General features: G+C 66.4%; 28 protein-coding genes. 14 read left to right on the top strand and 14 right to left on the bottom strand.

Going from position 1 to position 26,282, the window contains the following annotated elements:
• Positions 1-89: 89 nt before the first annotated feature.
• On the top strand, positions 90-971 hold the full coding sequence (locus tag AC3WMU_RS14940) for an EamA family transporter (RefSeq protein WP_424922748.1): 882 nt from the start codon (positions 90-92) through the stop codon (positions 969-971).
• 17 nt (positions 972-988) lie between these two features.
• Here the strand turns inward: AC3WMU_RS14940 and AC3WMU_RS14935 are convergent, their stop codons facing one another.
• Positions 989-1,663, bottom strand: coding sequence for a GntR family transcriptional regulator (locus AC3WMU_RS14935; protein ID WP_006226160.1), 675 nt, complete (start codon positions 1,661-1,663; stop codon positions 989-991).
• Positions 1,664-1,875: 212 nt separating this feature from the next.
• Between AC3WMU_RS14935 and AC3WMU_RS14930 the strand changes: the two genes are divergently transcribed.
• The 6 genes from AC3WMU_RS14930 (at position 1,876) to AC3WMU_RS14905 (ending at position 7,378) form a co-directional block, all read left to right on the top strand.
• On the top strand, positions 1,876-2,571 hold the full coding sequence (locus tag AC3WMU_RS14930) for an alpha/beta hydrolase (RefSeq protein WP_006226159.1): 696 nt from the start codon (positions 1,876-1,878) through the stop codon (positions 2,569-2,571).
• A 299-nt stretch (positions 2,572-2,870) separates the two neighbouring features.
• Entirely contained in the window at positions 2,871-4,307 is a 1,437-nt protein-coding gene (locus tag AC3WMU_RS14925; protein ID WP_088590698.1) for a cytochrome ubiquinol oxidase subunit I, read from the top strand.
• Between the two features lie 4 nt (positions 4,308-4,311).
• Positions 4,312-5,319, top strand: a complete 1,008-nt coding sequence (cydB, locus tag AC3WMU_RS14920; protein ID WP_006226157.1) for a cytochrome d ubiquinol oxidase subunit II — start codon at positions 4,312-4,314, stop codon at positions 5,317-5,319.
• Between the two features lie 8 nt (positions 5,320-5,327).
• A complete protein-coding gene (locus tag AC3WMU_RS14915; RefSeq protein WP_492282814.1) occupies positions 5,328-5,471 on the top strand; it encodes a DUF2474 domain-containing protein in 144 nt (47 codons plus the stop codon).
• Positions 5,472-5,612: 141 nt separating this feature from the next.
• Complete coding sequence (locus AC3WMU_RS14910; RefSeq protein ID WP_006226155.1) at positions 5,613-7,025, top strand: aminotransferase-like domain-containing protein; 1,413 nt, start codon at positions 5,613-5,615, stop codon at positions 7,023-7,025.
• 134 nt (positions 7,026-7,159) lie between these two features.
• A complete protein-coding gene (locus AC3WMU_RS14905; protein WP_492282586.1) occupies positions 7,160-7,378 on the top strand; it encodes a hypothetical protein in 219 nt (72 codons plus the stop codon).
• A gap of 76 nt (positions 7,379-7,454) precedes the next feature.
• On the opposite strand, the gene AC3WMU_RS14900 is transcribed toward AC3WMU_RS14905, so the two are convergent.
• The 9 genes from AC3WMU_RS14900 to AC3WMU_RS14860 form a co-directional block, all read right to left on the bottom strand.
• On the bottom strand, positions 7,455-8,048 hold the full coding sequence (locus tag AC3WMU_RS14900) for a hypothetical protein (RefSeq protein ID WP_492282585.1): 594 nt from the start codon (positions 8,046-8,048) through the stop codon (positions 7,455-7,457).
• Between the two features lie 79 nt (positions 8,049-8,127).
• Positions 8,128-9,105, bottom strand: a complete 978-nt coding sequence (locus AC3WMU_RS14895) for a Bug family tripartite tricarboxylate transporter substrate binding protein (protein ID WP_492282584.1) — start codon at positions 9,103-9,105, stop codon at positions 8,128-8,130.
• Between the two features lie 73 nt (positions 9,106-9,178).
• Complete coding sequence (tcuB, locus tag AC3WMU_RS14890; protein ID WP_492282583.1) at positions 9,179-10,408, bottom strand: tricarballylate utilization 4Fe-4S protein TcuB; 1,230 nt, start codon at positions 10,406-10,408, stop codon at positions 9,179-9,181.
• Positions 10,405-11,811, bottom strand: coding sequence for an FAD-dependent tricarballylate dehydrogenase TcuA (gene tcuA / locus AC3WMU_RS14885; RefSeq protein WP_424626289.1), 1,407 nt, complete (start codon positions 11,809-11,811; stop codon positions 10,405-10,407). Before tcuA ends, tcuB begins: the two co-directional genes overlap by 4 nt.
• A 77-nt stretch (positions 11,812-11,888) precedes the next feature.
• Positions 11,889-12,815 carry a LysR family transcriptional regulator gene (locus AC3WMU_RS14880; RefSeq protein ID WP_427939683.1) on the bottom strand — a complete coding sequence of 309 codons (927 nt, stop codon included), beginning with the start codon at positions 12,813-12,815 and terminating at the stop codon, positions 11,889-11,891.
• A 45-nt stretch (positions 12,816-12,860) separates the two neighbouring features.
• Positions 12,861-13,781: a c-type cytochrome gene (locus AC3WMU_RS14875; protein ID WP_424626290.1), complete on the bottom strand. Its 921-nt coding sequence runs from the start codon at positions 13,779-13,781 to the stop codon at positions 12,861-12,863.
• Entirely contained in the window at positions 13,774-15,123 is a 1,350-nt protein-coding gene (locus AC3WMU_RS14870) for a c-type cytochrome (RefSeq protein WP_427939681.1), read from the bottom strand. Before AC3WMU_RS14870 ends, AC3WMU_RS14875 begins: the two co-directional genes overlap by 8 nt.
• A 216-nt stretch (positions 15,124-15,339) precedes the next feature.
• The gene (locus AC3WMU_RS14865) at positions 15,340-16,041 is read right to left on the bottom strand and encodes a glutathione S-transferase N-terminal domain-containing protein (protein WP_006226146.1); all 702 of its coding nucleotides are present in this window, start codon (positions 16,039-16,041) and stop codon (positions 15,340-15,342) included.
• Between the two features lie 118 nt (positions 16,042-16,159).
• Positions 16,160-16,603 carry a hypothetical protein gene (locus AC3WMU_RS14860; protein ID WP_427939679.1) on the bottom strand — a complete coding sequence of 148 codons (444 nt, stop codon included), beginning with the start codon at positions 16,601-16,603 and terminating at the stop codon, positions 16,160-16,162.
• Positions 16,604-16,734: 131 nt separating this feature from the next.
• Between AC3WMU_RS14860 and AC3WMU_RS14855 the strand changes: the two genes are divergently transcribed.
• From AC3WMU_RS14855 to AC3WMU_RS14845, 3 genes are all read left to right on the top strand, one after another.
• Positions 16,735-17,562, top strand: coding sequence for an alpha/beta hydrolase (locus tag AC3WMU_RS14855; protein ID WP_424625390.1), 828 nt, complete (start codon positions 16,735-16,737; stop codon positions 17,560-17,562).
• A gap of 82 nt (positions 17,563-17,644) precedes the next feature.
• On the top strand, positions 17,645-19,048 hold the full coding sequence (locus tag AC3WMU_RS14850) for a tetratricopeptide repeat protein (protein ID WP_424625389.1): 1,404 nt from the start codon (positions 17,645-17,647) through the stop codon (positions 19,046-19,048).
• Positions 19,049-19,105: 57 nt separating this feature from the next.
• Entirely contained in the window at positions 19,106-19,270 is a 165-nt protein-coding gene (locus AC3WMU_RS14845; protein WP_006226141.1) for a hypothetical protein, read from the top strand.
• Positions 19,271-19,279: 9 nt separating this feature from the next.
• Here the strand turns inward: AC3WMU_RS14845 and AC3WMU_RS14840 are convergent, their stop codons facing one another.
• Both AC3WMU_RS14840 and AC3WMU_RS14835 read right to left on the bottom strand, forming a co-directional pair.
• Positions 19,280-20,470, bottom strand: a complete 1,191-nt coding sequence (locus AC3WMU_RS14840; protein WP_424625388.1) for a serine hydrolase domain-containing protein — start codon at positions 20,468-20,470, stop codon at positions 19,280-19,282.
• 64 nt (positions 20,471-20,534) lie between these two features.
• Positions 20,535-21,491 (bottom strand): Bug family tripartite tricarboxylate transporter substrate binding protein, encoded by a 957-nt coding sequence (locus tag AC3WMU_RS14835; protein WP_006226139.1) that lies wholly within the window; start codon positions 21,489-21,491, stop codon positions 20,535-20,537.
• Between the two features lie 207 nt (positions 21,492-21,698).
• Between AC3WMU_RS14835 and AC3WMU_RS14830 the strand changes: the two genes are divergently transcribed.
• Positions 21,699-22,601: a LysR family transcriptional regulator gene (locus AC3WMU_RS14830; RefSeq protein ID WP_006226138.1), complete on the top strand. Its 903-nt coding sequence runs from the start codon at positions 21,699-21,701 to the stop codon at positions 22,599-22,601.
• A 2-nt stretch (positions 22,602-22,603) separates the two neighbouring features.
• Here the strand turns inward: AC3WMU_RS14830 and AC3WMU_RS14825 are convergent, their stop codons facing one another.
• Together AC3WMU_RS14825 and AC3WMU_RS14820 are read right to left on the bottom strand one after the other, a co-directional pair.
• On the bottom strand, positions 22,604-23,155 hold the full coding sequence (locus tag AC3WMU_RS14825; RefSeq protein WP_424625387.1) for a thioredoxin family protein: 552 nt from the start codon (positions 23,153-23,155) through the stop codon (positions 22,604-22,606).
• Positions 23,156-23,186: 31 nt separating this feature from the next.
• Positions 23,187-23,876: a cytochrome c biogenesis CcdA family protein gene (locus AC3WMU_RS14820; RefSeq protein ID WP_492282582.1), complete on the bottom strand. Its 690-nt coding sequence runs from the start codon at positions 23,874-23,876 to the stop codon at positions 23,187-23,189.
• 173 nt (positions 23,877-24,049) lie between these two features.
• Between AC3WMU_RS14820 and AC3WMU_RS14815 the strand changes: the two genes are divergently transcribed.
• The 3 genes from AC3WMU_RS14815 to AC3WMU_RS14805 are packed head-to-tail and all read left to right on the top strand — an operon-like array spanning position 24,050 to position 26,268.
• Positions 24,050-24,178 carry a hypothetical protein gene (locus AC3WMU_RS14815; protein WP_267880229.1) on the top strand — a complete coding sequence of 43 codons (129 nt, stop codon included), beginning with the start codon at positions 24,050-24,052 and terminating at the stop codon, positions 24,176-24,178.
• A gap of 36 nt (positions 24,179-24,214) precedes the next feature.
• Positions 24,215-24,955, top strand: a complete 741-nt coding sequence (locus AC3WMU_RS14810) for a response regulator (protein ID WP_006226135.1) — start codon at positions 24,215-24,217, stop codon at positions 24,953-24,955.
• Positions 24,952-26,268 (top strand): sensor histidine kinase, encoded by a 1,317-nt coding sequence (locus AC3WMU_RS14805; protein ID WP_492282581.1) that lies wholly within the window; start codon positions 24,952-24,954, stop codon positions 26,266-26,268. Before AC3WMU_RS14810 ends, AC3WMU_RS14805 begins: the two co-directional genes overlap by 4 nt.
• Positions 26,269-26,282: the final 14 nt, after the last annotated feature.

Here is a 26,282-nt window from a genome sequence, read left to right as displayed (position 1 = left end):
CAGTGAATGATATTGCTAATGGAATGGATATTATCTTATGGCGACGATTCAATTAGTCTGTAGGCCTGAGCCAAACGAGAACGACCATCATGAGCCGCAGTTCCGATCTTCTGCTGACCGCCCTGGCGCCCGCCATCTGGGGCAGCACCTACGTCGTCACCACCTTGATGCTGCCCGCGGACTATCCGCTGACCGTCGCCATGCTGCGTGCGCTGCCGGCCGGCATCCTGCTGCTGCTGGCCGTGCGCCAGTTGCCGCAGGGCATCTGGTGGCTGCGCGCGTTCATCCTGGGCGCGCTGAATTTCTCGGTGTTCTGGGCGCTGCTGTTCGTGGCTGCGTACCGCCTGCCCGGCGGCGTGGCTGCGACCTTGGGCGCAATCCAGCCGCTGGTGGTGATCCTGCTGGCCCGCACGTTGCTGGGCTCGCCGATCCGCAGCCTGTCCGTCGTGGCGGCGCTAAGCGGCCTGGCCGGCGTGGCGCTGCTGGTGCTGACGCCCAAGGCCGCGCTGGATCCGGTGGGCATTGCCGCCGGCTTGGCCAGCGCCGCATCCATGGCGCTGGGCACCGTGCTTAGCCGCCGCTGGCAGCCGCCCGTGTCCGCGCTGACCTTCACCTCGTGGCAATTGACCGCCGGCGGCATCCTGCTGCTACCTGTGGCGTTGCTTGCCGAACCCGCCTTGCCTCCGCTTACCGCCTTGAACGTGACGGGCCTGGCCTATCTGGGGCTGATCGGCGCGGCGCTGACCTATGTGCTGTGGTTCCGCGGCGTCGCAAAGCTGGAACCCGCGGTGGTCTCGTCACTGGGCTTTCTCAGCCCGATTTCGGCGGTGCTGCTGGGCTGGGGCGTGCTGGGCCAGCGCCTCTCCGCCGCGCAATTGGCCGGCATGGCGATCGTGGTGGCCAGCGTGTGGCTAAGCCAGCGCGCCCAGCGGCTTCCGGCCGCCCCGCTCGCCGCGCGGCCATCGCCTTGACCCGCAGCGCGCGAGCGTCAGCCTTCTTGCCGCATGCGGTGCATGGCGACGAGGTTCTTCTTCGTCTCAAGAATGTGTGCTTGAACCAGGCTTGCCGCCAACTCGCCGTCCTGCTTGCGGCAGGCCTCCAGGATGCGGTGGTGATCCGCCTGCGGGCTGTCCATGCCCGCCGCTTGCGACATCACCTCGTAGGTGTAGCGGGCAGTGTTCAGGCCGTACTCCTCGATCAGCCGGCGCAGGCGCGTGTTATTCGCCGGGGCGCACAGAGCCAGGTGGAAACGGCGTATCGCGTCAACCCGATCCGGCACGGAATCCGCTTCGTCGTAGGCGCGTAGCAGGGCTTCCAAGGCTTCCAGGTCGGCCCGCGCCATGTTCGGCACGGCGGCGCGCACCGCATAGCCTTCCAGCGCGATCCGGATGTCCAGCAACTCGCAGATCTGATCCACGTCCATGCGGATGACGACCGCGCCGCGGTTCAGGGGATACGCCACCAGGCCTTCCGTTTCCAGTTGGCGCAGCGCCTCGCGCACCGGGATGCGGCTGGCCTGGAAACGGGCGGCCAGTTCATCTTGCTTGAGCGGCGTGCCCGCAGGCAAGGCGCCGGTCAAGATATCGAAACGCAGCTGATCGCGGATCCGGTGCGGCAAAGCCTGGGCTGGATTGGACGAGCCCTTCTTCTGGGTAATGCTCATGACGATCGGGTGTCTCTGCGGCGAAGGACGACGGCCTGCGCCAAATGTGGGGGTGGCTCCGACGGGCGGGCCCCCATCGTAGCCCAGCGGGCAAGGTGGGCGATTGCCGCGCCTGCCGGCATTCGCAAGCGCGCGCCGCGATAGCGAAATTTGATGATGCGGCGCGCGCTTCCCGGGCATGATCGTTGCTCTTGCCCCACTGGAGACACATCATGAGCAGCAAACCCAGCATCATCCTGGTCCACGGCTTCTGGGGCGGTGCGGCCCATTGGGCCCGCGTCATTCTGGAACTGTCGCGCAAGGGCTATCAGGACCTGCACGCCGTCGACATGCCATTGACCTCTCTGGCGGATGACGCCGAACGCACTCGCAAGATGATCGCGCAGCAGAAGGGGCCCGTCCTGCTGGTGGGCCACTCCTATGGCGGCGCCGTGATCAGCGTCGCGGGCAACCAGCCCAATGTCGCGGGCCTGGTCTATATCGCCGCATTCGCCCCGGATGCCGGTGAAAGCCCCGGCGGCATCACGCAGGAACACCTGCCCGCCGCCGCTCCCCATCTGGCCCCCGATAGCGACGGCTACCTGTGGGTCCGGGCAGACAAGTTCCACGAAAGCTTCTGCCAGGACTTGCCCGCCGACGAAGGGCTGGTCATGGGCATTACTCAGAAGGCGCCGCTGGCAAGCACCTTCGGCGACACCGTCGCCACGCCCGCTTGGCGCAACAAGCCGTCGTGGTACCAGATATCCAGCCAGGACCGCATGATCGCCCCCGAAAACCAGACGCGGATGGCCAACCGGATGCAAGCCCGCAAGGTGATCACGCTGGATGCCAGCCATGCCTCGCTGGCCTCGCGCGCGGCGGAAGTCGCCGGCTTGATCGACGAGGCCGCGCAGGCCTGCGCAAGCTAAGCCCTCGGCAGGGAAGGCTTGCCTTCCCTGCCTGAGCGGATCAGGGGACGCACCCCGCTATCTGTACTGTCTTTTTTGTAACGTCGACGAATCCGAAAAACTGAGCTGGCGGCATTTTTCCTATGAAAGAGCGAGCTATCGCGTGGATTCGCCCTAACTGATCCGCTTTTTTTCTCAGATTCTGAATCTGTACCAATCAGCGCACATATCCTAACTTCGTGGTGCAGGTTCAACACCCGTCTGCGCCTGCCGTCTTGTGACGGAACCCTCGCGCCGGCGACGAAGTCAGGAAGACCGCTATGGATAGCGACGCGCTATTGCTTGCCCGAATACAGTTCGGCTTCACCATTTCTTTTCACATCGTTTTCCCCGCCATCACCATCGGCCTGGCCAGCTATCTGGCCGTCCTGGAAGGCCTGTGGCTGCGGACGCAGAAAACCGTCTATCGCGACCTCTACCATTTCTGGACCAAGATCTTCGCCGTTAACTTCGGCATGGGTGTCGTGTCCGGCCTGGTGATGGCCTATCAGTTCGGCACGAACTGGAGCTTCTTCTCCGATTTCGCCGGCAGCGTCACCGGACCGCTGCTGGCCTATGAAGTGCTGACCGCCTTCTTCCTGGAAGCCGGTTTCCTGGGCGTCATGCTGTTCGGCTGGTCGCGCGTGGGCCCGGGCCTGCACTTTTTCTCGACCGTCATGGTGGCGCTGGGCACGCTGGTGTCGGCCACCTGGATCCTGGCGTCCAACAGCTGGATGCAGACACCCGCCGGCTACGAGATCCTGGACGGCCGCGTGGTGCCCACCGATTGGCTGGCCGTGATTTTCAACCCCTCGTTCCCGTACCGCCTGGCGCACATGGGCATCGCCGCCTTCCTGGCCACTGCGCTGATGGTCGGCGCCTCCGGCGCCTGGCACCTGCTGCGCGGCGACCGCAGCCCGGCCGTGAAGAAGATGTTTGCGATGGCGATGGGCATGCTGCTGCTGGTTGCGCCGCTGCAAGCCGTGGTGGGCGACATCCATGGCTTGAACACCCTCAAGCATCAACCCGCCAAGATCGCCGCCATCGAAGGCCATTGGGAAAACGAGCCGGGCGCGGGCGTGCCGCTGACGCTCTTCGGGATTCCCGACATGGAGCGCGAAGAAACGCGCTTTGCGCTGAACGTGCCGCGCCTGGGCAGCCTGATCCTCACGCATAGCTGGGACGGCCAGTTCCCCGGGCTGAAGTCGTACCCGCCCGAAGACCGGCCCAACGCGACCGTGGTGTTCTGGTCGTTTCGCATCATGGCCGGGCTGGGCACGCTGATGATCCTGCTGGCCGGCTGGGCGCTGTGGACCCGGTGGCGCGGCCGCTTGTATGAGTCGCGTGCGCTGCAGCGGTTTGCGCTGTGGATGGGGCCGTCGGGCATCATCGCGATGCTGGCTGGCTGGTACGTCACCGAGATCGGCCGCCAGCCCTGGATCGTCTATGGCGTGATGCGCACGGCGGATGCGGCCACGCCCCACGGGTTGGGTGAACTGACCCTGACGCTTGCCCTGTTCGTGGTGGTCTATCTGCTGGTGTTCGGCGCCGGCGTGTCGTACATGCTGCGCCTGATCCGCATGGGCCCCAGCCCCGCACCGGGCCACGCCCCGCTGTCCGGCGGACCGGGCGAACCGCGCCAGCCGTCGCGCCCGCTGTCCGCCGCGTCCACCCTGGCGGGCACCGAGCCCGCGCAACGCAAGCATTCAGGAGTCTGAGGCCATGGGCATCGATCTTGCACTGATATGGGCCGTCATCATCCTGTTCGGCGTGATGATGTATGTGGTGATGGATGGCTTCGACCTGGGAATCGGCATCCTCTTTCCGCTGATCCGCGACCGCGATGAACGCGACGTCATGGTCAACACCGTGGCGCCCGTCTGGGACGGCAACGAGACCTGGCTGGTGCTGGGCGGCGCGGGTCTGATGGCGGCGTTTCCGCTTGCGTACTCCGTCATCCTCAGCGCGTTGCACCTGCCCCTGGTCTTCATGCTGCTGGGCCTGATCTTCCGCGGCGTGGCGTTCGAATTCCGCTTCAAGGCCGACGAGCACCATCGCCCGCTTTGGGACCGCGCCTTCGTCTTCGGCTCGGTGTGCGCCACCTTCTTCCAGGGCGTGACGCTGGGCGCCTACATCGAAGGCATCCCGGTCGTCGACCGCGCCTATCAGGGTGGCGCATGGGACTGGATCAGCCCGTTCTCGATCTTCACGGGCCTGGGGTTGCTGGCGGGTTATGCGCTGCTGGGCTGCACGTGGCTGATCATGAAGACCGAAGGCCGGTTGCACCGCCACATGTGCGACATCGCGCGGCCACTGACGCTGGCGCTGCTGGCCGTCATCGCCGTGCTCAGTATCTGGACGCCGCTGGCGCAGCCGCAGATTGCGCAGCGCTGGTTCAGCCTGCCCAACATGTTCTGGTTCTTCCCGGTGCCCGTGCTGGTGGCGGCCGCCGGTTTCGACCTGATCCGGCGAGTGCGCGGCATGCCCGCCGCCGGGCCCTTCATGCTGTCGCTGTGCCTGGTGTTCCTGGCCTACAGCGGGCTGGGCATCAGCATCTGGCCGGCGATCATCCCGCCTGACGTGTCGATCTGGACCGCAGCTGCGCCACCGCAAAGCCTGGGTTTCGCATTAGTGGGAGCCTTGCTGATCATTCCCATTATCCTGATGTACACCGCCTGGTCGTACTACGTCTTCCGCGGCAAGGTCCGCACCGGCGAGGAGTTCCACTGATGAATGCGATGAACAGCCCCTCTCACCCGCTACCGTCGTGGCGCAGCCGGCTGTTGTGGCTGGCGCTGATCTGGGCAGGCAGCGTCGCGGCGCTGGGCGTGACCGCCTACGCGCTGCGCTTGGTCATGCGGGCCATTGGTATGTCGCTGTAAATGCCCCCACGCTGCACACGCTTCGCGTGCTTGCTGCCCCCCGAGGGGGCGCTTTTTACCTTGGGGCGGCCCGGCGGAAAAAAGGGCCCCCACGCTGCACACGCTGCCCGTGCTATCTGAACCGCGCAAATAGGACCTGCCATGAAGCGCTATGAACGGCTGACAGAAGACATCACTGCCTCGATCCGATCGGGCCTGCTGCAAGTGGGCGACCGCTTGCCCTCGGTGCGGCAGACCAGCACCAGCCGCGGGGTCAGCCCGTCTACGGTGTTCAAGGCCTATTACCTGCTGGAAGCGCGCGGGCTGATTCGCGCGCGCGACCGTTCCGGCTACTACGTGCTGCGCGACCCGCATGGCGCCCTGCCCGAACCCGAGGCGCTGTCGACCGCCAGCGCGGGCCGCCACCCCGTGGACGTCAGCGACAACGTGCTGCAGGTGCTGAACGCCACCTTGCGCCGCGACATGATCCCCTTCGGCTCGGCCTTTCCCAGCCCGTCGCTGCTGCCCTACGGCCGACTGGCCAAGTTCATGGCGTCCACCGTACAGCGGCTGGATCCGTGGGGCTCGATCGATGACCTCAGCCCCGGCGATCCGGCGCTGCGCCGCGCGATCGCGCTGCGCTACCTGGCCGACGGCGTGTCCGTGCCGGTGGACGACATCATCATCACCAACGGCGCGCTGGACGCGCTGAACCTGAGCCTTGCCGCAGTCACGAACCCGGGCGACGCGGTGATCGTGGAATCCCCCACGTTCTACGCCGCGCTGCAATCGCTGGAACGCAATCAACTGCATGCCATCGAAGTGGCGACGCATCCGCGCGAAGGCATCGACCTGCAAGCGCTGGAGCAGGCCATCCTGCAGCACCGCCCGCGCGCCTGCTGGCTGATGACGACGTTCCAGAATCCGTTGGGCAGCCTGATGCCCGACAGCAAGAAGGAAGCGCTGGTCAAGCTGTTGACCAAGCACGGCGTGGCGCTGATCGAAGACGACGTCTACGGCGAACTCTACTTCGGCGAAACGCGGCCACGTCCGGCCAAGGCGTTCGACAAGGAAGGCATCGTGATGCACTGCTCGTCTTTTTCGAAGACGCTGGCGCCGGGCTATCGCGTAGGCTGGGTGGCGGCCGGCCGCTACACGCGCAAGATCATGCGCAACAAGCTGACCACCAGCCTGGCCACCGCCGCGCCGACCCAGGCCGCCATCGCGGCCTATCTGGAAAAAGGCGGCTTCGACCGCCACCTGCGGCAATTCCGGCAGACGTTGGCCTTGCAGCAGGGCGAACTGCTGCAAGCCGTGGCCCGCTACTTTCCCAAAGGCACGCGCGCGACCCGGCCGGCGGGCGGCTACTTCGTGTGGGTGGAACTGCCCGCGCATATCGACACGCTGAAGGTGCACCGCGCCGCGCTGGACCATGGCATCAGCATTGCGCCGGGACCCCTGTTCTCGTCGTCGGGCGCGTTCGGCAATTTCCTGCGCTTAAATCACGGCCACCCGTGGAGCGTGGACCTGGAACAAGGTATGGCGACACTCGGCAAGCTTCTGGGCAGTGCGTGATGGGCAAGTGACTAACACGTTCAAGACATGAAATTCCGATTCGTGATGCAGATCGACACCGGCACTGCCGCAGCCATCCTTTAGAGTTTGAGGCCTTTCATTTTCCCGCGGTGCCGCGTCGCGGCCCCAGGCCTATGACCGCCTCATTTCCCCGCGTCAAGTGTCTCAAGCGTGCGTTCGGCCCAGCCGCGCCCGTCAACGAGAACACCTGCGTCAACCAGAACTACGTGGGCATCCCGACCGCCAAGCAGATCCAACTGAAGACCTCGTTGCCGGACAGGAAGCGCGTGCTGATTTCAGCGATGGCGCTGGAGATCAACGGCGACGGGTATCTGCCGCTGCGCGATGCGTAGCAGGCGCGGTAACGCGGACTGAAGTGACCTGTGCGACGCGTTCGCGCAGTTGCGGTACAAGTTCCAGGCCCGGCGCCTATCGCGTTGTCGTCGGGGCGGCAGCGCGCGTCGCCTCGACCTCGCGCATCAGGGAAGCCGCGTCCGGCCGCAGCGGCAGGACAAGCCGGCCCTGCCGGTCGATCGCACCCCACTCGCCGCCCGACATGAAGCTGTGTTCGCCGTCTGGCGTGAAGGTCTTGCGGCAGTCTTCACACACCACGGCCAGGCCCGCGCTGTAACGGTCGACCCATTCGTAAGGGGTGGCCAGCACGCGGTTGAGCTGCGTATCGTAATAGGCCATGCCGCCGGACCAGGGACCGCGCGTCAGGCCGTCTTCGAAATAGTCTGCCATGTTGTCGTAGGTGATGACGGCGGCCGACTTGCCATCGGGCCGAACCCAATACCAGGACCGATTCGTGAACACCGGCGACAAGCCATCGGCGTCGAAATCCATCTGGCCCAACAGGCCGGGGCGGAACACCAACGTGTCACCATCCACGCGCGCGCAATGTTCGGCGGAATTCAACATTCCGCCTTCGTCTTTTTCCGCGATCATGCAGTTCAGGTCGAACGTGACGGCGGCATCCGCCGACGTCACCGTCAGCAAAGAGAACAACAGAGTCGTCAACATGGCGGGCATCCTAGCATGCGAATACGCTCGGCCGGGATAGGCGCGCCATGTTGAAGAAAGGCGGCTTGCGCCCCCCGCGTCAGTTCGCCGTTGCCCCTGAGTCCTTCACGGCTTTCGCCCAGGCCGCGATCTCGGACTGGATGAACGTGCCAAACGCGGCGGTGTTCAGGTTGGAGGCGGCTGCGCCCTCTTCCATCAGGCGCTGCTTGACGGCGGGCGCGGCCAAGGCGCCGCCCAGCGCCGCATTCAGCGTGGACACCACCGCATCCGGCGTGCCCGCGGGCGCGACAATGCCGTGCCACGACACCGCCTGGAAACCGGGCAGGCCGGATTCCGCCATCGTCGGCACATCAGGCATCGCCGGCGACCGCTCGGGCGAAGTCACGGCCAGCGCGCGCAAGGTGCCCGCCTTCACGTGCGGCAACACGCCGGGAATGGTGGTGAACATGAAATCGATCTGACCGCCGATCAGGTCAGTGATGGCCGGGCTGCCGCCCTTGTACGGCACGTGCGTGAACTGCAGCTTGGCCGCGCTCTTGAACATCTCGCCGGCCAGATGGCCCGGGGTGCCGGCGCCCGCCGACCCCATGTTGGTCTTGTCGCCCTGCGCGCGGATGTACGCGATCAGCTCCTGCACATTGGCGGCCTTGACGTTGGGACCGATGACCAGCACGTTCGGCACGGTCGCCAAGAGCGTGACGGGTTTGAAGTCCTTCACCGCATCGTAAGAGATGCGCGAGTACAGCGACGGATTGATGCCGTGCGTGCTGGCGGTAGCCAGCAGCAGGGTGTAGCCGTCCGGCGCCGAGGAGGCCACCTGCTTGGCGGCGATGGTGCCGTTGGCCCCGCCCTTGTTGTCGATGACGATGGTCTGGCCCAGCGTCTTGGCCGCTTCGGCCGCGACCGTTCTTGCCAGGATGTCGGACGTGCCGCCGGCCGAATGCGGCACCACGAGCGTGATGGGTTTGGTGGGGAAGGATTGCGCGTGCGCCGCCGGCAATGCCGGCGACAGACAGGCGGCCAGCGCAACGCGCGCCAGCAGTCGGGTACGGAACATGGAAGTCTCCTGGGTTGTTGTTGAATGCGGCGCCTTCAAAGGACGCCGTCATGCCCGCGCGGGACGGGTCCGGTCAATCGGACCCCAGTTGCAGCTTGTTGGGCTGGCGCTTTTCAATGGACCACTTGAGCAGCGCGGCAGACCGGTAGATGCCGTGCGCGAACTTGCCGTAGGGCAGCGTCAGGAACAGCGCCATCACCACGCCCAGGTGTATCGCCAGCAGCAAGGCCATGGCACTGCCGTCGCGTCCGGCAAGCAGCGCCAGGCCCGTGGCGCTGGTCAGGAACAGCAGCATGATGAAACCGCGGTCCATCGGTTTTTGCGCCGCGTCGCCTTGTTCCGGATGCCGTTTGACGTTCAGCCAGAGCAGCCCCGCCGGCCCGATCAGAAGGCCGATGCCGCCCGCCGTGCCCAGCAGCACCGGCGCGCTTAGCAAGGGATACGGCGCCTGCTGCCCCAGCAGGTAGTGATAGAGCGTCGCCACGCACGTGGCCGCGAAGCACAGCATGAAGCCGTAGAACGTGAAGTGGTGGAAGCGCCGGCGCCACAAGGTGAAGGCGTCGTCCGCGTTGTTGCAGCCTTTGCCGTGCCCGCCATCCAGATAGCGCAGGCGCAGCGCGTCGTGCGCCGCTTCTGCCACCGCGGCGCCGGACGCAGCCCCCGGGCTGACGTTGCGCCAGAAGCGCGTGACCCCCACGCCCAGCGCCAGCATCGAAAAGCCGAACACCACGCCGAACATCAGCGCCAGCGTGTTGTGCGGGAACACGGCGTAGAAGTTGCCGGCCATCGGCGCGTGGAACAGGCCGCCCGCCATCAGCACCGCCAACACCAGGAACAACGCCAGGCCGCCTGCCGTGGCCAAGGACAAGGCCAGGCCATTGCGCTTGTACAACGCCCCCAGCGCAGCGGGCCAGGCGTAGTCGGTATAGGTCTGCACCCGGACGCGGGCCATGGCCTGCGGCACGTTCACCGCGAATTCATGCGGCGGCGCATACTGACAGGCGTGCAGACAGGCGCCGCAGTTGTGGCACAGGTTGGCCAGATAGTTCAGGTCGGCCTTGCCGAATTCCAGGCGGCGGGTCATGGCCGGGAACACCGCACAGAAGCCTTCGCAATAGCGGCAGGCGTTGCAGATCTGCATGACGCGGGCGACTTCGGTTTCGTCGGCGGTCAGCAATTCCGCTTGAGGCTTTGCCTGCTTGCCCAGCCAGCGCACCGGCTGCTCGGTCATGGCAGGCGCGGCCTCGACATGCGGGGTGGAAAAAGACTGCGCCTCGCGGGCCAGGGCTTCAAGCTGCTTCATGGGGTGCTCTTCGCAAGGGTCTGGGCGCGCGCGGCGGCGGCGGCCCGGGTGCCGGCAATGCGGCCGAACGCCGTGCCGATGGACATGCCCACCCCGGCCGTGTAGCCCTTGCCCAGCACGTTGCCGGCCATCATTTCGCCGGCCACGAACAGGTTGTCGCTGGGCACGTCGTTGAACCGCACCGCGGCGGTGTCATCCACTTTCAGGCCCAGATAGGTGAACGTGATGCCGGGGCGCAGCGCGTAGCCGTAGAACGGCGCGGTGTCGATTGGCCGCGCCCAGTGCGTCTTGGCGGGCGTGACGCCCTCGGTATGGCAATCGTCCAGCGCGGTGTGGTCGAACGTGCCGACCCGACAGGACGCGTTGTAATCGCCCAGGGTCTGCGCGAACGTGGCGGGGTCCAGGCCCAGTTTTTCAGCCAGTTCGGGCAGCGTATCGGCCTGCACGCCCGGAAACACCGGCGGCATGAAACGGCCGATGGCCTTGGCGTCGATGATGGAATAGGCAATCTGGCCAGGCTGCATGGCGGTCAGGCGGCCCCAGATGGCGTAGCGCTTGGGCCAGAAATCCTCGCCTTCGTCGTAGAAACGCACCGCATCGCGATTGACCACCACGCCCAGCGACACGCAATCGATGCGGGTACAGATGCCGCCGTCGTACAGGGGCGCTCGCGCATCAATCGCCACGCAATGCGATTGGGACGGGTCGCCGATGCTGTCGGCGCCCGCGTCCAGCATGAATTTCAACAGCACGCCCATGTTGAAGCGCGTGCCGCGGATCAGGAAATTGTCGGCCGGCCATTCGCCGCGCTCGTTCTGGCCCCACGCTTCGCGCAGCCATTCCCGGTTGGACTCGAAGCCGCCCGCGGCCAGCACACAGGCGCGCGCCTCGATGCGTTCGTCGCCGATGCGCGCCGCCTTGAAGCGGCCGTCTTCAAGCTCCAGGGCGTCGACCGGGGCGTTGTAGCGGATCTGCACGCCCAGCGCCTCGGCGCTGCGGTAATAGGCATTCACCAGCGCCTTGCCGCCGCCCATGAAGAAAGCATTGGTGCGCGCCACGTGCAGCGCGCCCGACAACGGCGGCTGGAAGTTCACGCCATGCCGGCGCATCCAGTCGCGGCAGGTAGCCGATTCGCGGATGACCAGGCGCGCCAGATGCTCATTGGTCAGCCCGCCAGTGACCTTCAACAGGTCCTGCCAGTATTCCTCTTCGGGATAGGCGTCGGTCAGCACGTCCTGCGGCGCGTCGTGCATGCAGCGCAAATTGCGCGTGTGCTGCGAATTGCCGCCACGCCATTCACGCGGCGCCGCTTCCAGCAGCATCACGCTTGCGCCGGCCTCGCGCGCCATCAGGGCCGCGCACAGCGCCGCATTGCCCCCTCCCACCACCAAGACGTCCACCATGCCATCGTCCCCGAATCAAGGGACCGACTGTACCCAGCGGGTGGCGGTTGCGATATCAGCCGGGCGTCAATGGGTGTTCACGATTCGTGAAGGGCCACCACCGCCCACTTGCCGTCGCGTGCCAGCGTGCGCGACACGTCCGCCAGCACCAGGCGCGCAGCCAAACCGGCAGGTGACAGCTCGTCGTCGGACAGGCTGGCCAGCAGATTGGGGCGGAACAGGTGGGCATCTTCAATGCGCGCCATGTGCAGCTGGCCGGGCGCAATGCGGGCCGTGGCCGAACTGGGCTGGATCGTGGCGGCGTTGCCCAGCTGTACCACGTCCATCAGCAACGACAGGCCATCGACTTCAGCCACCACGCGCGGCGTCTGCCCCATTTGCTGGAACGCGTTGTTGACCAGCGCTCGCAAGCCGTGCCGGCCGCTGGGCAGCACCAGCGGCAGATGCGCAATGGCGTCCAGCCGCGTCGTGTCGCCGTCGGGCACGCCCGGCATGTCGCGCCGGGCGCAGAGGTACAGCGGTTCGTCCAGGAGCGGCATGATGCTCCAGCGCCGCGCGGACTCGGCGTGAAACACGATGGCCAGGTCCAGCAAGCGGCCGTTGAGCATGTCGGCAAGGTGGCCCGACAGCGCCTCGACCAGATGCAGGCGGATGTCGGGATAGCGCTCGTTCATGGCTTGCAGGAACGGTGCGCCCAGAATGGCCGCCGTGGTGGATGGCAGGCCGACGCTGACGTGCCCGGCCAGCCGCGCCTGCTGGGCGGCCGTCACCGCATCGTCGGCATGGCGCAGGGCCAGTTGGGCCTGGCGGAAAAACGCCAGCCCCGCGTCCGTCGGCACGACGCCGCTGGCGCTGCGCTGCAGCAGCCGGGTCGAGAGTTCGCCTTCCAGCCGGCTGATCTGCTGGCTAAGGGCCGAGGTGACCATGCCCAGGGACATGGCCGCCCGGCCGATGCTGCCCGCCTCGACGACGCGGACGAAGTAACGCAACTGGCGCAGTTCCATGGCGACCCGGGTTCCTGGAAGAATGACAGGGCCGATTGTAGAAGCTCAGTAGCGCGAGTCCTTGGGTTTCTTGCCGTTGGGGAAATCCTTCTCCTTGCCGGCGAAGTCCGGACGCGGCATGTGGGTGAAGTATTCGGCCACGTCCACGGCGTCCTGGTCGGACAGCACGTCGCCCTCGCCCCAGTTGCCGTGCGTGTTCACGCCCATCGGCATGCTGTTGCGGATGAATGCCGCAGCCTTGTACGTGCGCGCGAGACCGGCCCCGATGTTGAACGATTCGTCGCCCCACAACGGCGGGAACACGATGTCGCCCGCGCGGTCCTTCTTGCCTTCGCCATTGGCGCCGTGGCAGGACGCGCACTGCGCCGCATACAGGCCCTTGCCCCGCACCGGATCGGGCACAAGCTTGGTATCGATCGGCCAGGCGTTTTCGATCTGCACCTTTGCGCCATGCGGCACGTCTTGGGCCAGCCACTTCATGTAGGCAATCATCGCCTTCATTTCGGCAGAATCCTTCTCTAGCGGCTTGCCGTTCATCGACCGCATGAAGCAGCCGTTGATGCGGTCTTCCAGCGACACCACGCGGTTCGCGCGCGGGTTGAACTGCGGGAAGGTGTTGACCGTATTGATGTACGGCGCCCCCATCGGCTTCTTGCCTTCCTGCACGTGGCAGCTGTTGCAGTTCATGCTGGCGCCCGTGTTCTGCGGCAGCAGGCGGCGGGTTTCGTTCAAGAGGCGCTTGCCGTAGTTGATCTGGTCCGCGTTGGGTTCGCCGGCGATCTGCGTATCCGACGGGATCGTGTAGTCGGGCAGGCGTTTGCCGTCCTTGTCGATCACCGCGTACGTGTTGCGGGCGCCGGCCTGCGCGCCCGGCGCCGGCGTATCGGGCGCCGCGCTTGCGGCCATCCAACTGCCGGCGGCGATGGCAAGCGCCAACAGCGTGGCGATTCGGGTGTGCTTACTCATGCTTGCCTCCGGCGACGATGTTGGGCTTCTTGCTGGCCAGGAAATCGCGGATATGCGCGACATCGTTGTCGGCGATCGGCGGCGCCTGGTTCGTCCATGCCGTGCGGATGAAATTGATGACGTCGGTGACGTCCTGGTTGCTCAAGTGCCTGAAGCCGGGCATCGCGAACGCCATCGCGTCCGTCTCGTTGGCCGGCATCTTGCCGCCTTCCAGCGTGATCTGGATGATGGACTGCGGGTTCTGCGCGTAGACCGCCGAATTGCCCGCCAGCGCGGGGAAAATGCGCGGCATGCCCTGCCCGTCCGCCCGATGGCAGACCACGCATTGCTCCATGTAGATGACCGCGCCGCGCGAATCGTAGCGGCCATCGCGCAAAGCCGCGGTGGTGGTGTCGGCCTTGGGCGGGAACGCCGCAAGCTTGCCCGCTACCGGAGGCAACTGCTTCAGATAGGCCGCGATGCTGGCCAGGTCGCCGTCCGTGAAGTAGCGCGTGCTGTGCTCGACCACATCGGCCATCGCGCCAAACGCGGCGACCTTGTCGGTGCGCCCCGTCTTCAGGAACATCACGATTTCTTCTGCGCTCCACGATTGCAGGCCTTGCGCTTCGCCGCGCAGGCTCTTGGCGCGCCAGCCGTCGATGACGGCGCCCGACAGGAAGGCGTCGCCGTCGGCCAGCGACAGCGCCTTTTCCTGATAGGCCAGGCCGCGCGGGGTATGGCAGGCGCCGCAGTGGCCGGGGCCTTCCACCAGGTAGGCGCCGCGCACCAGCTTTTCATCGGCGCCGGCCGGTGCCGCGAAGTCGCGCTTGCCGGCGAACAGCAGTTGCCACCAGGCCATGGGCCAGCGCATGTTCAGCGGCCAGGGGATCGTGGAATCGGCGCTGGGCTGGCTGACGGGCTCGACCTGCGACATGAAGTACGCATACAGCGCCTGGATGTCCGCGTCCGGCATGATGGCGTACGACGGGTACGGCATGGCCGGGTACAGGGGCGTGCCGTCCTTGCGGATGCCGAGCTGCACCGCGTTCTTGAAATCAGCGTAATCGTAGTTGCCGATGCCCGACTGCTTGTCAGGCGAGATGTTCGACGAATAGATGGTGCCTACCGGCGTCTGCATCGCCAGGCCGCCCGCGAAGGGCTTGCCGCCGGGCACGCTGTGACAGGCCACGCAATCGCCCGTGCGCGCGATGTAGGCGCCGGCCTCGATCAGGCGCCGGTCCTGGATGTCGACCGATGCGGCCGTGTCCACCTTGCGATTCGCGGTCAGCAGCTGCGCGCCGCCGATTGCCAGGCCTGCGGCCACCAGCAGGCCGGCCACCGCCTTGATCCCGAATTTCCTCATTACTACCCTCCGTATCCGCTGGGCAGCGTGCACGTCGGGGAGTTCGTACGGCCTGTCCAGCTTATGGAGGAAGCTTACGCCTTTCAGTAATAAGCTTATGACCGAAAAGCATAACTTCTGCGGGCTTGTTTGATCTCTCGCAAACCCGCATCAGGCGGCCCGGAAAGGGCCATGCTGCGGCCGCCGGATCAGGCGGCCGCAGCCATCCACATGCCGTCAGGCAGCCGGAATCGTCAGGCCCTTCACCACGGCCGGACGCGCCACAAAGGCTTCCAGCACGCGGGCCACGTTCTTGAACTGCGAGAACCCGACCAGGTCGCCGGCCTCGTAGAAGCCGACAAGGTTGCGCACCCAGGGCAGGATGGCGATGTCGGCAATGGTGTATTCATCGCCCATGACCCAGTCGCGGCCTTCCAGGCGCTGGTCCAGCACGGCCAAGAGGCGCTTGGATTCGGCTACATAGCGGTCGCGCGGACGCTTGTCTTCGTATTCCTTGCCGGCGAACCGATGGAAGAAGCCCAGCTGGCCGAACATGGGGCCGATGCCGCCCATCTGGAACATGACCCACTGCAGCGTTTCGTAGCGCCCCGCCGTATCCGCCGGGATGAACTGGCCCGTCTTGCTGGCCAGATAGACCAGGATGGCGCCGGATTCGAACAGCGCCAGCGGCTTGCCGTCCGGGCCATTGGGATCCAGGATGGCCGGAATCTTGTTGTTCGGGCTGAGCGACAGGAATTCAGGCGAAAACTGGTCCTGCGTATCGAAACTGACGCGGTGCGGCTCGTAGGGCAGACCCAGCTCTTCCAGCAGGATCGACACCTTCACGCCGTTGGGCGTGGGCAGCGAATACAGCTGGATGCGGTCGGGATGCGCGGCGGGCCACTTCTTGGTGATGGCAAACGAATCAAGGGAGGTCATGCGAGGGGTTCTCCAGGGGAGCGGAAACTGCAGCGGGAATTTGCGCGGTAATCCTAGCGCAAATACGGGAAATTCCGCGACATTCCCGGGTTGTCGACCGGGCTGAACGCAAGCTGTCCTAGCCCGCGCGCCGGGCGCACAACCGCCAAAATACCGCCCTGAACGCCACCACGGCCAGTGCGAGGGGCAGCACCAGGTGCCACTGCGCCAGGAACAGCTCGCGCGTCGCCTCGCCCGGCGCCCAGGTATTGCCGAACACCACGGGCGCGGGCGGCGCCAGGTAGAGGGCGATGAGCGCGGCGGCCAGGGTCGCCGCCAGCCGCCCGGCCAGCGACCGGCGCACCGCCTGGAAGCGTTCGGCCAGCATCAGTGCGATCAGCCCGGCCAGGCCTGCCATGACGGCGTCAGCGTAGAAGTCGCGCGGTCCGTACACGTATGGGGCGTCGGGGACCACCCAGCCGTAGGCGTCGGTCGTCAGGATCGAGGTCAGGCAGGCGCCGAAAGACGCCGCGGCGGCGGCCAGCAGCAGCAGGTCACACACACGTAACAGGAGGGTTCGCATTGCGGAAAGGCGTCGTCGCGCGGGTTGAAGATCGGCCGCAGCATGCCACAGGCCGGCCCCGGGCGCAGCCCACGCCACGAGCGCCCGTCCCGCGCTACAGTAAGCAGCCTCCTCTCCTGCCCCGGACGTCCATGCTTGCGCCCCGCCTGCTGCCAGCCTTGCTCCTGACCGCCGCCCTGCTGGGGCCGGCATCGGCCGCCCCGCTGATGGACCAGCGCTACGGGCCGGATGCCGCCCAGATCGCCGACGTCTATCTTCCCGAAACTCCCGCCCCCGGCGGCGCCCCGGTGCTCGTCGTCGTCCATGGCGGTTCGTGGAAGAACGGCGACAAGGCCGCGCCCGAGGTCGTCCAGAACAAGTTGGCCTACTGGCTGCCGCAAGGCTATGTCATCGTGTCGGTCAACACGCGATTAATGCCGCAGGCACGCCCCGAAGCGCAGGCCGAAGACCTGGGCCGCGCATTGGCATGGATCGGCCAACGCGCCCACACCTGGGGCGCCGACCCGGACCGGCTCATCGTCATGGGGCATTCATCCGGCGGCCACTTGCTGGCGCTGCTGGCCGCCGATGAGCCCATGCGGCAACGCACCGGCGCGCGGCCCTGGCTGGCCAGCGTCGTGCTGGACGGCGCGGGGTTCGACCTGCTGGACGTCATGCCCCGCCCGCACGCCCCCTTCTACGACGAGGCCTTTGGCGCCGATCCCGCGCAATGGGCGGCAGCGTCGCCCGCCGCGCAACTGCGCGGCCAGCAGCCGCCTACCCTTTTCGTGTGTTCGACGCTGCGCCCCGATCCCTGCCGCCGATCGCAGCGCTATGCCGACCTACTGAAAGCGCACGGCGGCCAGGCGGAACTGGTGGGCATTGCGCGCAACCACGCCCAGATCAACGCCGACGTGGGCGCCGACAACGACGAGACACGCGCGATCCACGCGTTCATCAAGGCACAGCTGCGTCGATAGCGGCGCCTGGATTCGCCCCGGCGCGCGTTGTCGTGCACAATCCGGCCACGCGAACCTTCCCGCGGCCCCCCAAGCAGTCCCCATGACCCCTTTGCAGCACACCCCGATCACCGCGCTCGTGTTCGCCGCCGCCCTCTGGCTGCTGGCGCCGGGCGCCCACGCCGCCGACACCACCGCGCCTGAAAAATCCACCGTCCGTTCGACGACTCCGCCTGCCGGTATGCCGCAATATGGCGTGGGTACGCACGGCCGCAGCCTGACGCTTGCCTTGCCCGACAGGCAATCCATCGCGCCCGCCCCCAACACGCCGTACCGCCTGTTCCTGACCGGCAAGACCGACGCGATCCAGAACACCCCCAGCAATGACGGCATCCTGCACGGCGTCACCGACGCCCAGGGCCGCACCGCCTGGGTCTGGACCGAGCAGCCGCACGCCGCCACCGACTTCACGCTGATCCGTCGCGTGGGCGACGGCGCGTGGGGCCACTTCTTCCAGCTGAATTCCAGCGGCGACAACGCGCCGCTGCCCGCCTGGCCGTACATCCTGACGCTGCGTCAGCGCTGGGGCGAACAATGGGTCGACCTGGGCTACACCACCCGCCAGGGCGCCACGGCCTACTTCAGCCATGACATGCCAGCAAGCCCCTTATCCCTGTCGATCGAGGGCGCGGTCACCGACAACGCGGCGTGCTTTGCCGAACTGGACGCCATCAGTCTCAAATTCGCGCAGAAGGATGTGGACGGCGCCGAGCAATTGATCAGCGCCATGCGCTGCGCCGACACCCCGCAGCAGCAACTGGACCTGGCCCACCTGCTGTTGATGGTCGGCCAGCAAGACCAGGCCCGGCAATGGGTCCAGCGCGCCCGCCAGTGGCGCTTCCCGGAATCGCTCAAACGCCCCACCAAGGCCGTGCTGCAAGACCGCCTGAACCTGGAACGCCTGCTGGGCATGCCGGAACTTGCACTGGCTGACACGCAGGTGCTGCAGCAACGCCAAGCCAAGCGCGGCCGCGCACGGCAGCCCGACGACCCGGACCTGGCCAACGAAATCGCCTACTACCTGGCGGACTTTCCCGACTTTTTGCCCCAGGCCGAAGCGCAAGTGCGCGAGTCCATCCTCCGCACGGGCGCAAACCCGTACAACCAGGGAACCCTGGGCTGGATCCTGGCGCGGCGAGGCGACACGGACGAAGGCCTGCGCCTGATGCGCGAGTCCTACCGCGAGATTCCGCGCAACGAAGAAATCGTGGCCGACTATGGCCTGACGCTGTGGCAGCACGGCCAGCCGGAACAGGCGGCGCGGCTATGGGATCAGGCACAAGCACAGTGCGTGTGGGGCCGGCGCATGTATGACGCGATGCGCCAGGCGGAATATCCACATCCCTACTTCCAAGCGTCGAGTTCCCCGGCCGTGGAGGGATATCGGCAGCGGTGCGATCGGCCGTGGGCAAAGCGCAAGGGGTGGCGGACGGACGCCGCCCTATAATCGTCCGCATACGCTGCACGCTACGCGCCTGCTGAGGGGCAGCCGCAGGAGACCGCCATGAATTCCCCGTTGAAGCACCTGATCGCCCTGCTTGCCGCCGCTTTCCTGCTTGGCGGCTGCGCCCCCGGCAACAGCGGCCCGCCCCACCCGGGCGCCGTCAACCCCTACAGCAACGGCGGCTTCCATGATGCCGGGCCCAATTACCCGGACACCGGCCGCTAGGCCATCCGCTTAGGCCGCGTCCCGGATCGCCGCGATCACGCTGTTCAGTTCCGCGTCGCGATCCGGTTCATTCGCGCTGGCGTAGCGCGGTTCCGGGTAGGCGGCCAACTGCACTACCACCAGCGCGTGGCGGCGGTCGATGTAGATGCGCTGGCCGGAATGGCCCATGGCCATCATCGCGCCGTCATCGCGCAGCCACCAGCTATAGCCATACGCCGTCAGCCCCAGCGCCTGGCGGCTGGCGGAATGGAAGGCTTCGGGCACCGCATGGGCCACGGCGCCGGCCTGGTCGATCCAGCCTTCGGGCAGCACCCGCTTGCCGCCGATCACGCCGTCGTCCAGCACGAACTGGCCCACCCGGCCCAGATCCCGCAAGGTCATGCCGGCGCGGCTGCCGCCGATCTCCTGGCCGTTTTCGGATTCCAGCGTGTAGAAGGCGTCGAACTCCATCCCGTAGGGCTGCCAGATCTTCTGCGACAGGTAATCGGCCAGCGTCATGCCGGTGGCAGCTGAAAGCAGCGCGCCCAGCAAATAGGTATCGCCCGTGTTGTAGTGCCACACCGCGCCCGGCGCATGCAGCCGCCGGCACGCGCGCAGCAACGCCAGCACGCCGCCCGGCACCTTGTCCGCCAGCGACTTGCTGTAGCGATTCACATCCGATTGCTTGTCCGTGTAGTCCTCGGTCCATTCCATGCCCGATGACATTGTCATCAGGTGCCGCACGGTCACCTGGTCGTAGGCGCAGCCCTGCATGGCGGGCAGGTAGCGCGTGACGGGGTCGTCGATGCTGTGGATGGCGCCGTCCTGCACGGCCGCGCCCACCAGCAGCGACGTCACCGACTTGATGGTGGACATCGTGGACCAGCGGTCGTGCGGCTGCAGGCCCAGGCCGTAGCGTTCCAGCACCACGCGCCCCTCGCGCATCGCCAATAGCCCGGCCACGTTGTTGCGGTCCATGAATTCCGGCAGGCCGCGCTGCACACCATCGGACTCGTACTGCACGCGCGCTTCGGGGCCGCGCTCCAATTCACGCGTCGCCGGGCCACGCGCCACGCTGCGGGTAGCGAACAACTGGTCGACGATGCGGTAGCCATAAGCCTGCAGGCACGGCGGCCACAGCAGGAAGTCTTCGCTGCGGGGCAGATGGACGGCGGGCCGGGCGATGGCTGCGGCGGCGGAAGGAAAAGACAAGTCGGTCATGGGCAAGGCTCGATGCGTGGCGTCCCGCCGGCGATGCAGCGGTGCTGAAGGGATGAGACGGGGATCAATCGTTCTGGATGCCCAGCCGCTTGATGATCGGCCCCCAGGTCGCGGATTCGCGCTGCATGGCTTGCGCCACGGCCTGCCCGCCGAACTCGGCCGGCGGCAGCATGTAGATCTGCGCCATCTGCGCCCGCGCATCGGGGTCGGCCCAGAACTTCTGCGTGGCCTCAGTCAGCCGCGCAAGCACGGCGGGCGGCGTCCCTTTAGGAGCCATCAGGCCGTACCAGCCGTCGCTGGGAAAATCGGTGGCGCCCACTTCATAGATCGTCGGCACATCGGGCAGTTCGGCCACGCGCTGGCTACCGAAGACCACCAGCGGCACCGCCTTGCCCGTCTTGATTTGCGGAATCGCCCCCGAGAGCGCATCCGCCGTCAGATCGATCTGCCCGCCCACCAGGTCCATCATGGCGGGCGCCGCCCCCTTGTAAGGCACGTGCGACATGTCCAGCCCGAAATGCTGCGCCAGGAAGGCCACGTTCAAATGCGTCGAATTGCCCATCCCGGCCGAGCCGTAATTCAAGACGCCGGGCTTGCTCTTGGCCACCTTGACCAGGTCCTGGACGCTTTTGATGCCGCTGGCCGGATTCGTCACCAGCACCTGCGACGTGCCGGCAATCATCGTCACCGGGTCAAAGTCACGCACGGGGTTGTAGGCCAGGGTCTTGTACGAGAACGGGTTCAAGGACATGTTCGACGTGCTGCCGAACAACAGCGAATAACCGTCCGCGGGCTGCTTGGCGACGAAGGCGGCGGCAATGCTGCCGTTGGCGCCCGGCTTGTTCTCAACGATCACCGTGCCACCGATCGCCTTGGACACATAGCTGGCCCAGGCGCGCGCCAATGCATCCGCCGCGCCGCCGGCCGACACCGGCACCACCACGGAAACCGGCTTGGCAGGAAAGCTAGCCTGTGCCCATACCGGCGCGGCCACGGCGGCGCTCAGGCCTGCCGCCACCATGAATCTGCAGAGCGCCCCCCGCAGAAGGCCGATCGAAACGGCCGGGGCAGCAAAACGGGATGACAGCGTCGGGACCATGGCGGCTCACTGAATGGCGGGTGTCGGAATGCGACGGATGAGCAGCGATCTTAGGAGCGCCACTAATTGCCGTCCAATGCATAATCGGCTTACCTTCCATAATCAAAATGAATAATTCTGGCAGGCCGCATGAATCTTCAGCAGTTGGACCACTTCCTGGCCGTCGTGGAAACCCAGTCTTTCAGTCGCGCCGCCGACAAGCTGCACCTGACCCAGCCCGCGCTTAGCCGCAGCATCCAGGCGCTGGAAGAGGAGCTGGGCGGGCCGCTGCTGGAACGCGGCAAGAACAAGACACTGACTGCCCTGGGCGAATTGGCGCTGGCCCGCGCGCGGCGGGTGCGGGTCGAGCTGGCCGAACTGCGGCGCAGCGCCAAGATCCTGGCGAACGTCGAAGCCGGCACCCTGCGCCTGGGCCTGGGCCCTGCCCCAACGGCGATGCTCTCCGTGCACCTGCTGCAGCACATGATGCAGCGCTACCCCGCCATCAAGGTTCAGTTAAGCGGTGGCACCGCCGACATGCAACTGCAGGAACTGCGCGAAGGCGCCGTCGACGCGCTGATCCTGCACCGTAGCCAGGTCCCGCCGGACGACGACCTGAACCTGGACCTGTTCCCGCGCACCCCGCTGGGCTTCGTCTGCCGCGCGGGGCATCCGCTGGAGCACCGCCACGCGCTCAGCTTCGCCGAACTGCGCAAGTACCCGCTGGCGGCCAGCGGCCGCGCGATGAGCAATGACGTGATCCACCGCTTGAATGAATACTTCGGCAACCGCACGCACTTCTACGATGCGATCCAGTATCAATCGAACGATGTGAACGCCCTGGTGGAAGTGGTGCGCCGCACGGACGCCGTGTTCTTCGGCGTGCTGCAGGTGGCGCGCACCCTGCTGGACCGCGGCGAACTGGTGCTACTGCACCTGTCGCCGCCGCTGTCGCTGAGTTCGGAATTCATGTTCGTGACGCTGGACGGCAAAACGCCGCCGCCCGCGCTGGAAAAAATCCGCGACTGGTGCGCCGCGCAGATGGCGGCTTAGGCCTAGCCCGGCTGCGCCAGCAGGCGCTGGATCTCGGCCTCGGTCTCGGCATAGTTGCCTTCGCCAAAATGGCGGTAGACGATCTGGCCTTGCTTGTCGATCAGATAGACCGCCGGCCAGTACTGGTTGCGATAGGCCTCCCACGTGGCATAACGGTTGTCCTGCGCCACCGGGTACGTGATCTTGAAGCGTTCCAGCGCCTTCTGGACGTTGGGCGTCGAACGCTCGAACGGGAACTCCGGCGTGTGCACGCCCACCACGACCAAGCCCTGGTCCTTGTACTTCTGATGCCAGCTGGTGACGTACGGCAGCGTGCGGATGCAATTGATGCAGGTGTAGGTCCAGAAATCCACCAGCACGACCTTGCCACGTTGCGAGGCCAACGTCAGCGGCGGGCTATTGAGCCAGTTTTCAATACCGGTAAATTCAGGCGCGGGGACCGGCGTGGCGGCCGCCTGCGTGGCGGCCGCCTGCGCGGCGCCCGGCACCACCGACGCCGCCAGCGACGTGGCCAGCAACGCGCCCAGCGCGATCTTCTTCATGGAAGCAAACATGGTCGGACTCCTTGGGGTCAGGGGAGAAAGGTCAGTTGAAAAGGTTGCTGATCCAGGCGTAGGCCTGGATGTCGTACTGGAAATAGATGGCGGCCGCGGTCAGGACCAGCAGCACGCCGAAGCCCTGTTGCAAGCGATGCGTGTAGCGCGACAGCCCGCGTACCCGGGCGGCGATGGCTTGGCCGCCATAGGCGATGGCCAGCATGGGAATGCCGGCGCCGATGGCGAAAACCAGCAGCAAGGTGCTGGATTGCGTCAGGTCCTGCGCCTTGGCGGCCAGCACCAGGATCGATGCCAGCACCGGGCCCGCGCAGGGTGTCCACACGGCGCCCAGCGACAGCCCCAGCAGAAAGCCGCCCGCATTCCCGCTACCGGCTCCGCCGGCGCTGAACGCCAGCTGCTGCAACGGTCCGCCAAAGCGCGCGATCAGACGGTCATAGGGCTGCGGCCAGATCCGCACCAACCCGAACAGCGCCAGCAACGCCACCGAGGTGGACCGCACGGCTTCATGCACCGAGGCATTCAGGTTTGACAGCAGGCTGAGCGCGATGCCCAGGCCAGCGAACGCCAGCACGAAGCCGGACACGACAAACAAGGGACGCATCCGGTCAGAACGTTCCAGCGAGGTGCCAAGCAGCACCGGCAACAAAGGCAGCACGCACGGCGACGCGATGGTCAGCATGCCGGCCAGCAGGGCGATGGGGGTGTTGATCAGGTCCATGGGGTGTCCTTTGGAAAGAGGCCCCATTGCACCCGCGGCACGTATCCGGCTTGTGCCCGATTGGCGCAGTTTTTCCTGCTTATGTATCCGCCGCTGGCGCGTATACAGTACGACACACATCCCGGCTCGGGCGGCGCTATAAACCGTTCACTGCAGTCTGTGGAGCCCCTCCGATGAAACGCTTTCTTGCCGTCCTGTTGCTGCTGTTCGGCGGCTTTACCGCCGAAGCCGCCAAGCCATTCCAGTGCCAGCTGATCACCAATTCCCGCCCGCGCCGGGATCCCCTGCCCCCGGTATCATGAACGGCACGCCCTCCCACCCCAGAAAGGCATCCGCAGATGGATCACGTTGATCACGTCATGATCGTCGACGACGATCGCGAAATACGCGAGCTGGCCGGCAACTTCCTGAAGAAGAACGGCCTGGCCGTCACGCTGGCGGCCGACGGCCGGCAGATGCGATCGCTGCTGGAAAGCCTGTCCGTCGACCTCATCGTGCTGGACATCATGATGCCCGGCGACGACGGCCTGGTGCTGTGCCGCGAGTTGCGCAGCGGCAAGCACCGCCGCATTCCCATCCTGCTGCTGACGGCCCGCAGCGACGACATGGACCGCGTCATCGGCCTGGAAATGGGCGCCGACGACTACCTGGTCAAACCCTTCGTCGCGCGCGAACTGCTGGCGCGCATCAAGGCGATCTTGCGCCGCACGCGCATGCTGCCGCCCAACTTCCAGGTGACCGAGCCCGGCCGCGAGATCGCGTTCGGCGACTGGCGGCTGGACACCACCGCGCGCCATTTGCTGGATGCCGATGGCACCATCGTGTCGCTCAGCGGCGCCGAATACCGGCTGCTGCGCGTCTTTCTCGACCATCCGCAACGCGTGCTGAACCGCGACCAGCTGCTGAACCTGACGCAAGGCCGCGACGCCGACTTCTTCGGCCGGTCCATCGACCTGCTGGTCAGCCGCCTGCGCCAGCGCCTGCGCGAAGACGCACGCGAACCGATGTACATCAAGACCGTGCGCAGCGAAGGCTATGTGTTCTCGGCCGCTGTCGACGTCTCGGAACCCGACCAGTGACTGCCGCCGCCCCGCGCCGCTTCCCTTGGCCGGGCACGCTGGTCGCGCGCCTGTTCCTGATCTTCCTCGTCGGCCTGCTGCTGGCGTACGGCCTGTCGTTCGCGTCGTTGTTCTACGAACGCTACAGCACCACCAAAACCATGATGCTGGGCGACTTGGAACGCGATGTCGCCATCGCCATGGACATCCTGGACCGCCTGCCCGCTGCCGAACGCCCTGCCTGGCTGCCTCGCCTGTCCAGCGGCAACCGCGAATACCAGCTGGGCAACGGCGACGCAGACCAACCGCTTGAACTGGATGCGGCCCGCAGCGTCGCGCAGTCCATCCAGGCAGCATTGGGCAACGCCCGCCCCGCGACGATACGGGCCATGGCGGACGACCCCCGCCATATCCAGGCGCGCGTCGTCTTGTCCGATGGGCAGCCCGTGATCCTCGACATCCATCTGTCGTCAATGCGCCCCGCACCATGGCTGGGCGTCGTGCTGGCGGTGCAACTGCTGCTGCTGATCGGCTGCGCCTGGCTAGCCGTGCGCCTGGCGGTGCGTCCGCTGACGCGGTTGGCGCGCGCCGCCGAAGCGCTGGATCCGAACGCCAAGAGTCCCCTGCTTAGCGAACACGGCCCCGCCGAAGTCGCGCATGCCGCAGTCGCCTTCAACGCCATGCAAACGCGCATCGCTGCCCACGTGGCCGAACGCATGCAGATACTGGGCGCCATCTCGCATGACCTGCAGACGCCGATCACCCGCATGAAGCTGCGCACGGAATTCATGGACGCCTCGGTCGACCGCGACAAGCTGGCGCAAGACCTGAACGAAGTGGAGCGCCTGGTCCGCGAAGGCATCGACTACGCGCGCAGTGCCCACGGCAAGGTGGAAACGCCCGTGCGCGTGGAGCTGGCCGCGTTTCTGGAAAGCCTGGTCTATGACTACCAGGACACCGGCAAGGCGGTCAGCCTGTCGGGCGACAGTGCCGGGCCGCTGTCGACACGTCCACACGCCTTGCGCCGCGTGCTGGGCAATCTGATCGACAACGCCCTGAAGTTCGCGGGTGCGGCAGAAGTCCGTGTGGACGCTGCCGAAGGCGGTCCCGTGTCGATCTTCGTGCTGGACCGGGGGCCTGGCATTCCCGCGCATGAAATGGATGCCGTGCTGCAACCCTTCTATCGCCTGGAAAGCTCGCGCAACCGCGACACGGGCGGCACCGGCCTGGGGCTGGCCATTGCGCAGCAATTGGCGGAAGTCCTGGGTGCGAAGCTGATCCTGAGCCCCCGCGACGGCGGTGGCCTATCCGTTGAACTGCGCATCGCCCGCTAGCGGCGACCCTGCCC

The sequence above is a fragment of the Achromobacter sp. FW305-C-13 genome (assembly GCF_058783475.1).
Note: the sequence above shows the minus strand (reverse complement) of the source record. Positions and strands in the feature narration are given on the sequence as shown.

Bases quoted from the DNA above. Each gene is read 5' to 3' on its own strand.
- cydB (WP_006226157.1), top strand. From the start codon at position 4,312: ATGGGCATCGATCTTGCACTGATATGGGCCGTCATCATCCTGTTCGGC.
- AC3WMU_RS14940 (WP_424922748.1), top strand. From the start codon at position 90: ATGAGCCGCAGTTCCGATCTTCTGCTGACCGCCCTGGCGCCCGCCATC.
- AC3WMU_RS14895 (WP_492282584.1), bottom strand. From the start codon at position 9,105: ATGTTCCGTACCCGACTGCTGGCGCGCGTTGCGCTGGCCGCCTGTCTG.
- AC3WMU_RS14925 (WP_088590698.1), top strand. From the start codon at position 2,871: ATGGATAGCGACGCGCTATTGCTTGCCCGAATACAGTTCGGCTTCACC.
- tcuB (WP_492282583.1), bottom strand. From the start codon at position 10,408: ATGAAGCAGCTTGAAGCCCTGGCCCGCGAGGCGCAGTCTTTTTCCACC.
- AC3WMU_RS14865 (WP_006226146.1), bottom strand. From the start codon at position 16,041: ATGACCTCCCTTGATTCGTTTGCCATCACCAAGAAGTGGCCCGCCGCG.
- AC3WMU_RS14815 (WP_267880229.1), top strand. From the start codon at position 24,050: ATGAAACGCTTTCTTGCCGTCCTGTTGCTGCTGTTCGGCGGCTTTACC.
- AC3WMU_RS14855 (WP_424625390.1), top strand. From the start codon at position 16,735: ATGCTTGCGCCCCGCCTGCTGCCAGCCTTGCTCCTGACCGCCGCCCTG.
- AC3WMU_RS14870 (WP_427939681.1), bottom strand. From the start codon at position 15,123: ATGAGGAAATTCGGGATCAAGGCGGTGGCCGGCCTGCTGGTGGCCGCA.
- AC3WMU_RS14875 (WP_424626290.1), bottom strand. From the start codon at position 13,781: ATGAGTAAGCACACCCGAATCGCCACGCTGTTGGCGCTTGCCATCGCC.
- AC3WMU_RS14850 (WP_424625389.1), top strand. From the start codon at position 17,645: ATGACCCCTTTGCAGCACACCCCGATCACCGCGCTCGTGTTCGCCGCC.
- AC3WMU_RS14915 (WP_492282814.1), top strand. From the start codon at position 5,328: ATGAACAGCCCCTCTCACCCGCTACCGTCGTGGCGCAGCCGGCTGTTG.
- AC3WMU_RS14840 (WP_424625388.1), bottom strand. From the start codon at position 20,470: ATGACCGACTTGTCTTTTCCTTCCGCCGCCGCAGCCATCGCCCGGCCC.
- AC3WMU_RS14845 (WP_006226141.1), top strand. From the start codon at position 19,106: ATGAATTCCCCGTTGAAGCACCTGATCGCCCTGCTTGCCGCCGCTTTC.
- AC3WMU_RS14825 (WP_424625387.1), bottom strand. From the start codon at position 23,155: ATGTTTGCTTCCATGAAGAAGATCGCGCTGGGCGCGTTGCTGGCCACG.
- tcuA (WP_424626289.1), bottom strand. From the start codon at position 11,811: ATGGTGGACGTCTTGGTGGTGGGAGGGGGCAATGCGGCGCTGTGCGCG.
- AC3WMU_RS14880 (WP_427939683.1), bottom strand. From the start codon at position 12,815: ATGGAACTGCGCCAGTTGCGTTACTTCGTCCGCGTCGTCGAGGCGGGC.
- AC3WMU_RS14930 (WP_006226159.1), top strand. From the start codon at position 1,876: ATGAGCAGCAAACCCAGCATCATCCTGGTCCACGGCTTCTGGGGCGGT.
- AC3WMU_RS14810 (WP_006226135.1), top strand. From the start codon at position 24,215: ATGGATCACGTTGATCACGTCATGATCGTCGACGACGATCGCGAAATA.
- AC3WMU_RS14835 (WP_006226139.1), bottom strand. From the start codon at position 21,491: ATGGTGGCGGCAGGCCTGAGCGCCGCCGTGGCCGCGCCGGTATGGGCA.
- AC3WMU_RS14910 (WP_006226155.1), top strand. From the start codon at position 5,613: ATGAAGCGCTATGAACGGCTGACAGAAGACATCACTGCCTCGATCCGA.
- AC3WMU_RS14860 (WP_427939679.1), bottom strand. From the start codon at position 16,603: ATGCGAACCCTCCTGTTACGTGTGTGTGACCTGCTGCTGCTGGCCGCC.
- AC3WMU_RS14935 (WP_006226160.1), bottom strand. From the start codon at position 1,663: ATGAGCATTACCCAGAAGAAGGGCTCGTCCAATCCAGCCCAGGCTTTG.
- AC3WMU_RS14830 (WP_006226138.1), top strand. From the start codon at position 21,699: ATGAATCTTCAGCAGTTGGACCACTTCCTGGCCGTCGTGGAAACCCAG.
- AC3WMU_RS14900 (WP_492282585.1), bottom strand. From the start codon at position 8,048: ATGTTGACGACTCTGTTGTTCTCTTTGCTGACGGTGACGTCGGCGGAT.
- AC3WMU_RS14905 (WP_492282586.1), top strand. From the start codon at position 7,160: ATGACCGCCTCATTTCCCCGCGTCAAGTGTCTCAAGCGTGCGTTCGGC.
- AC3WMU_RS14820 (WP_492282582.1), bottom strand. From the start codon at position 23,876: ATGGACCTGATCAACACCCCCATCGCCCTGCTGGCCGGCATGCTGACC.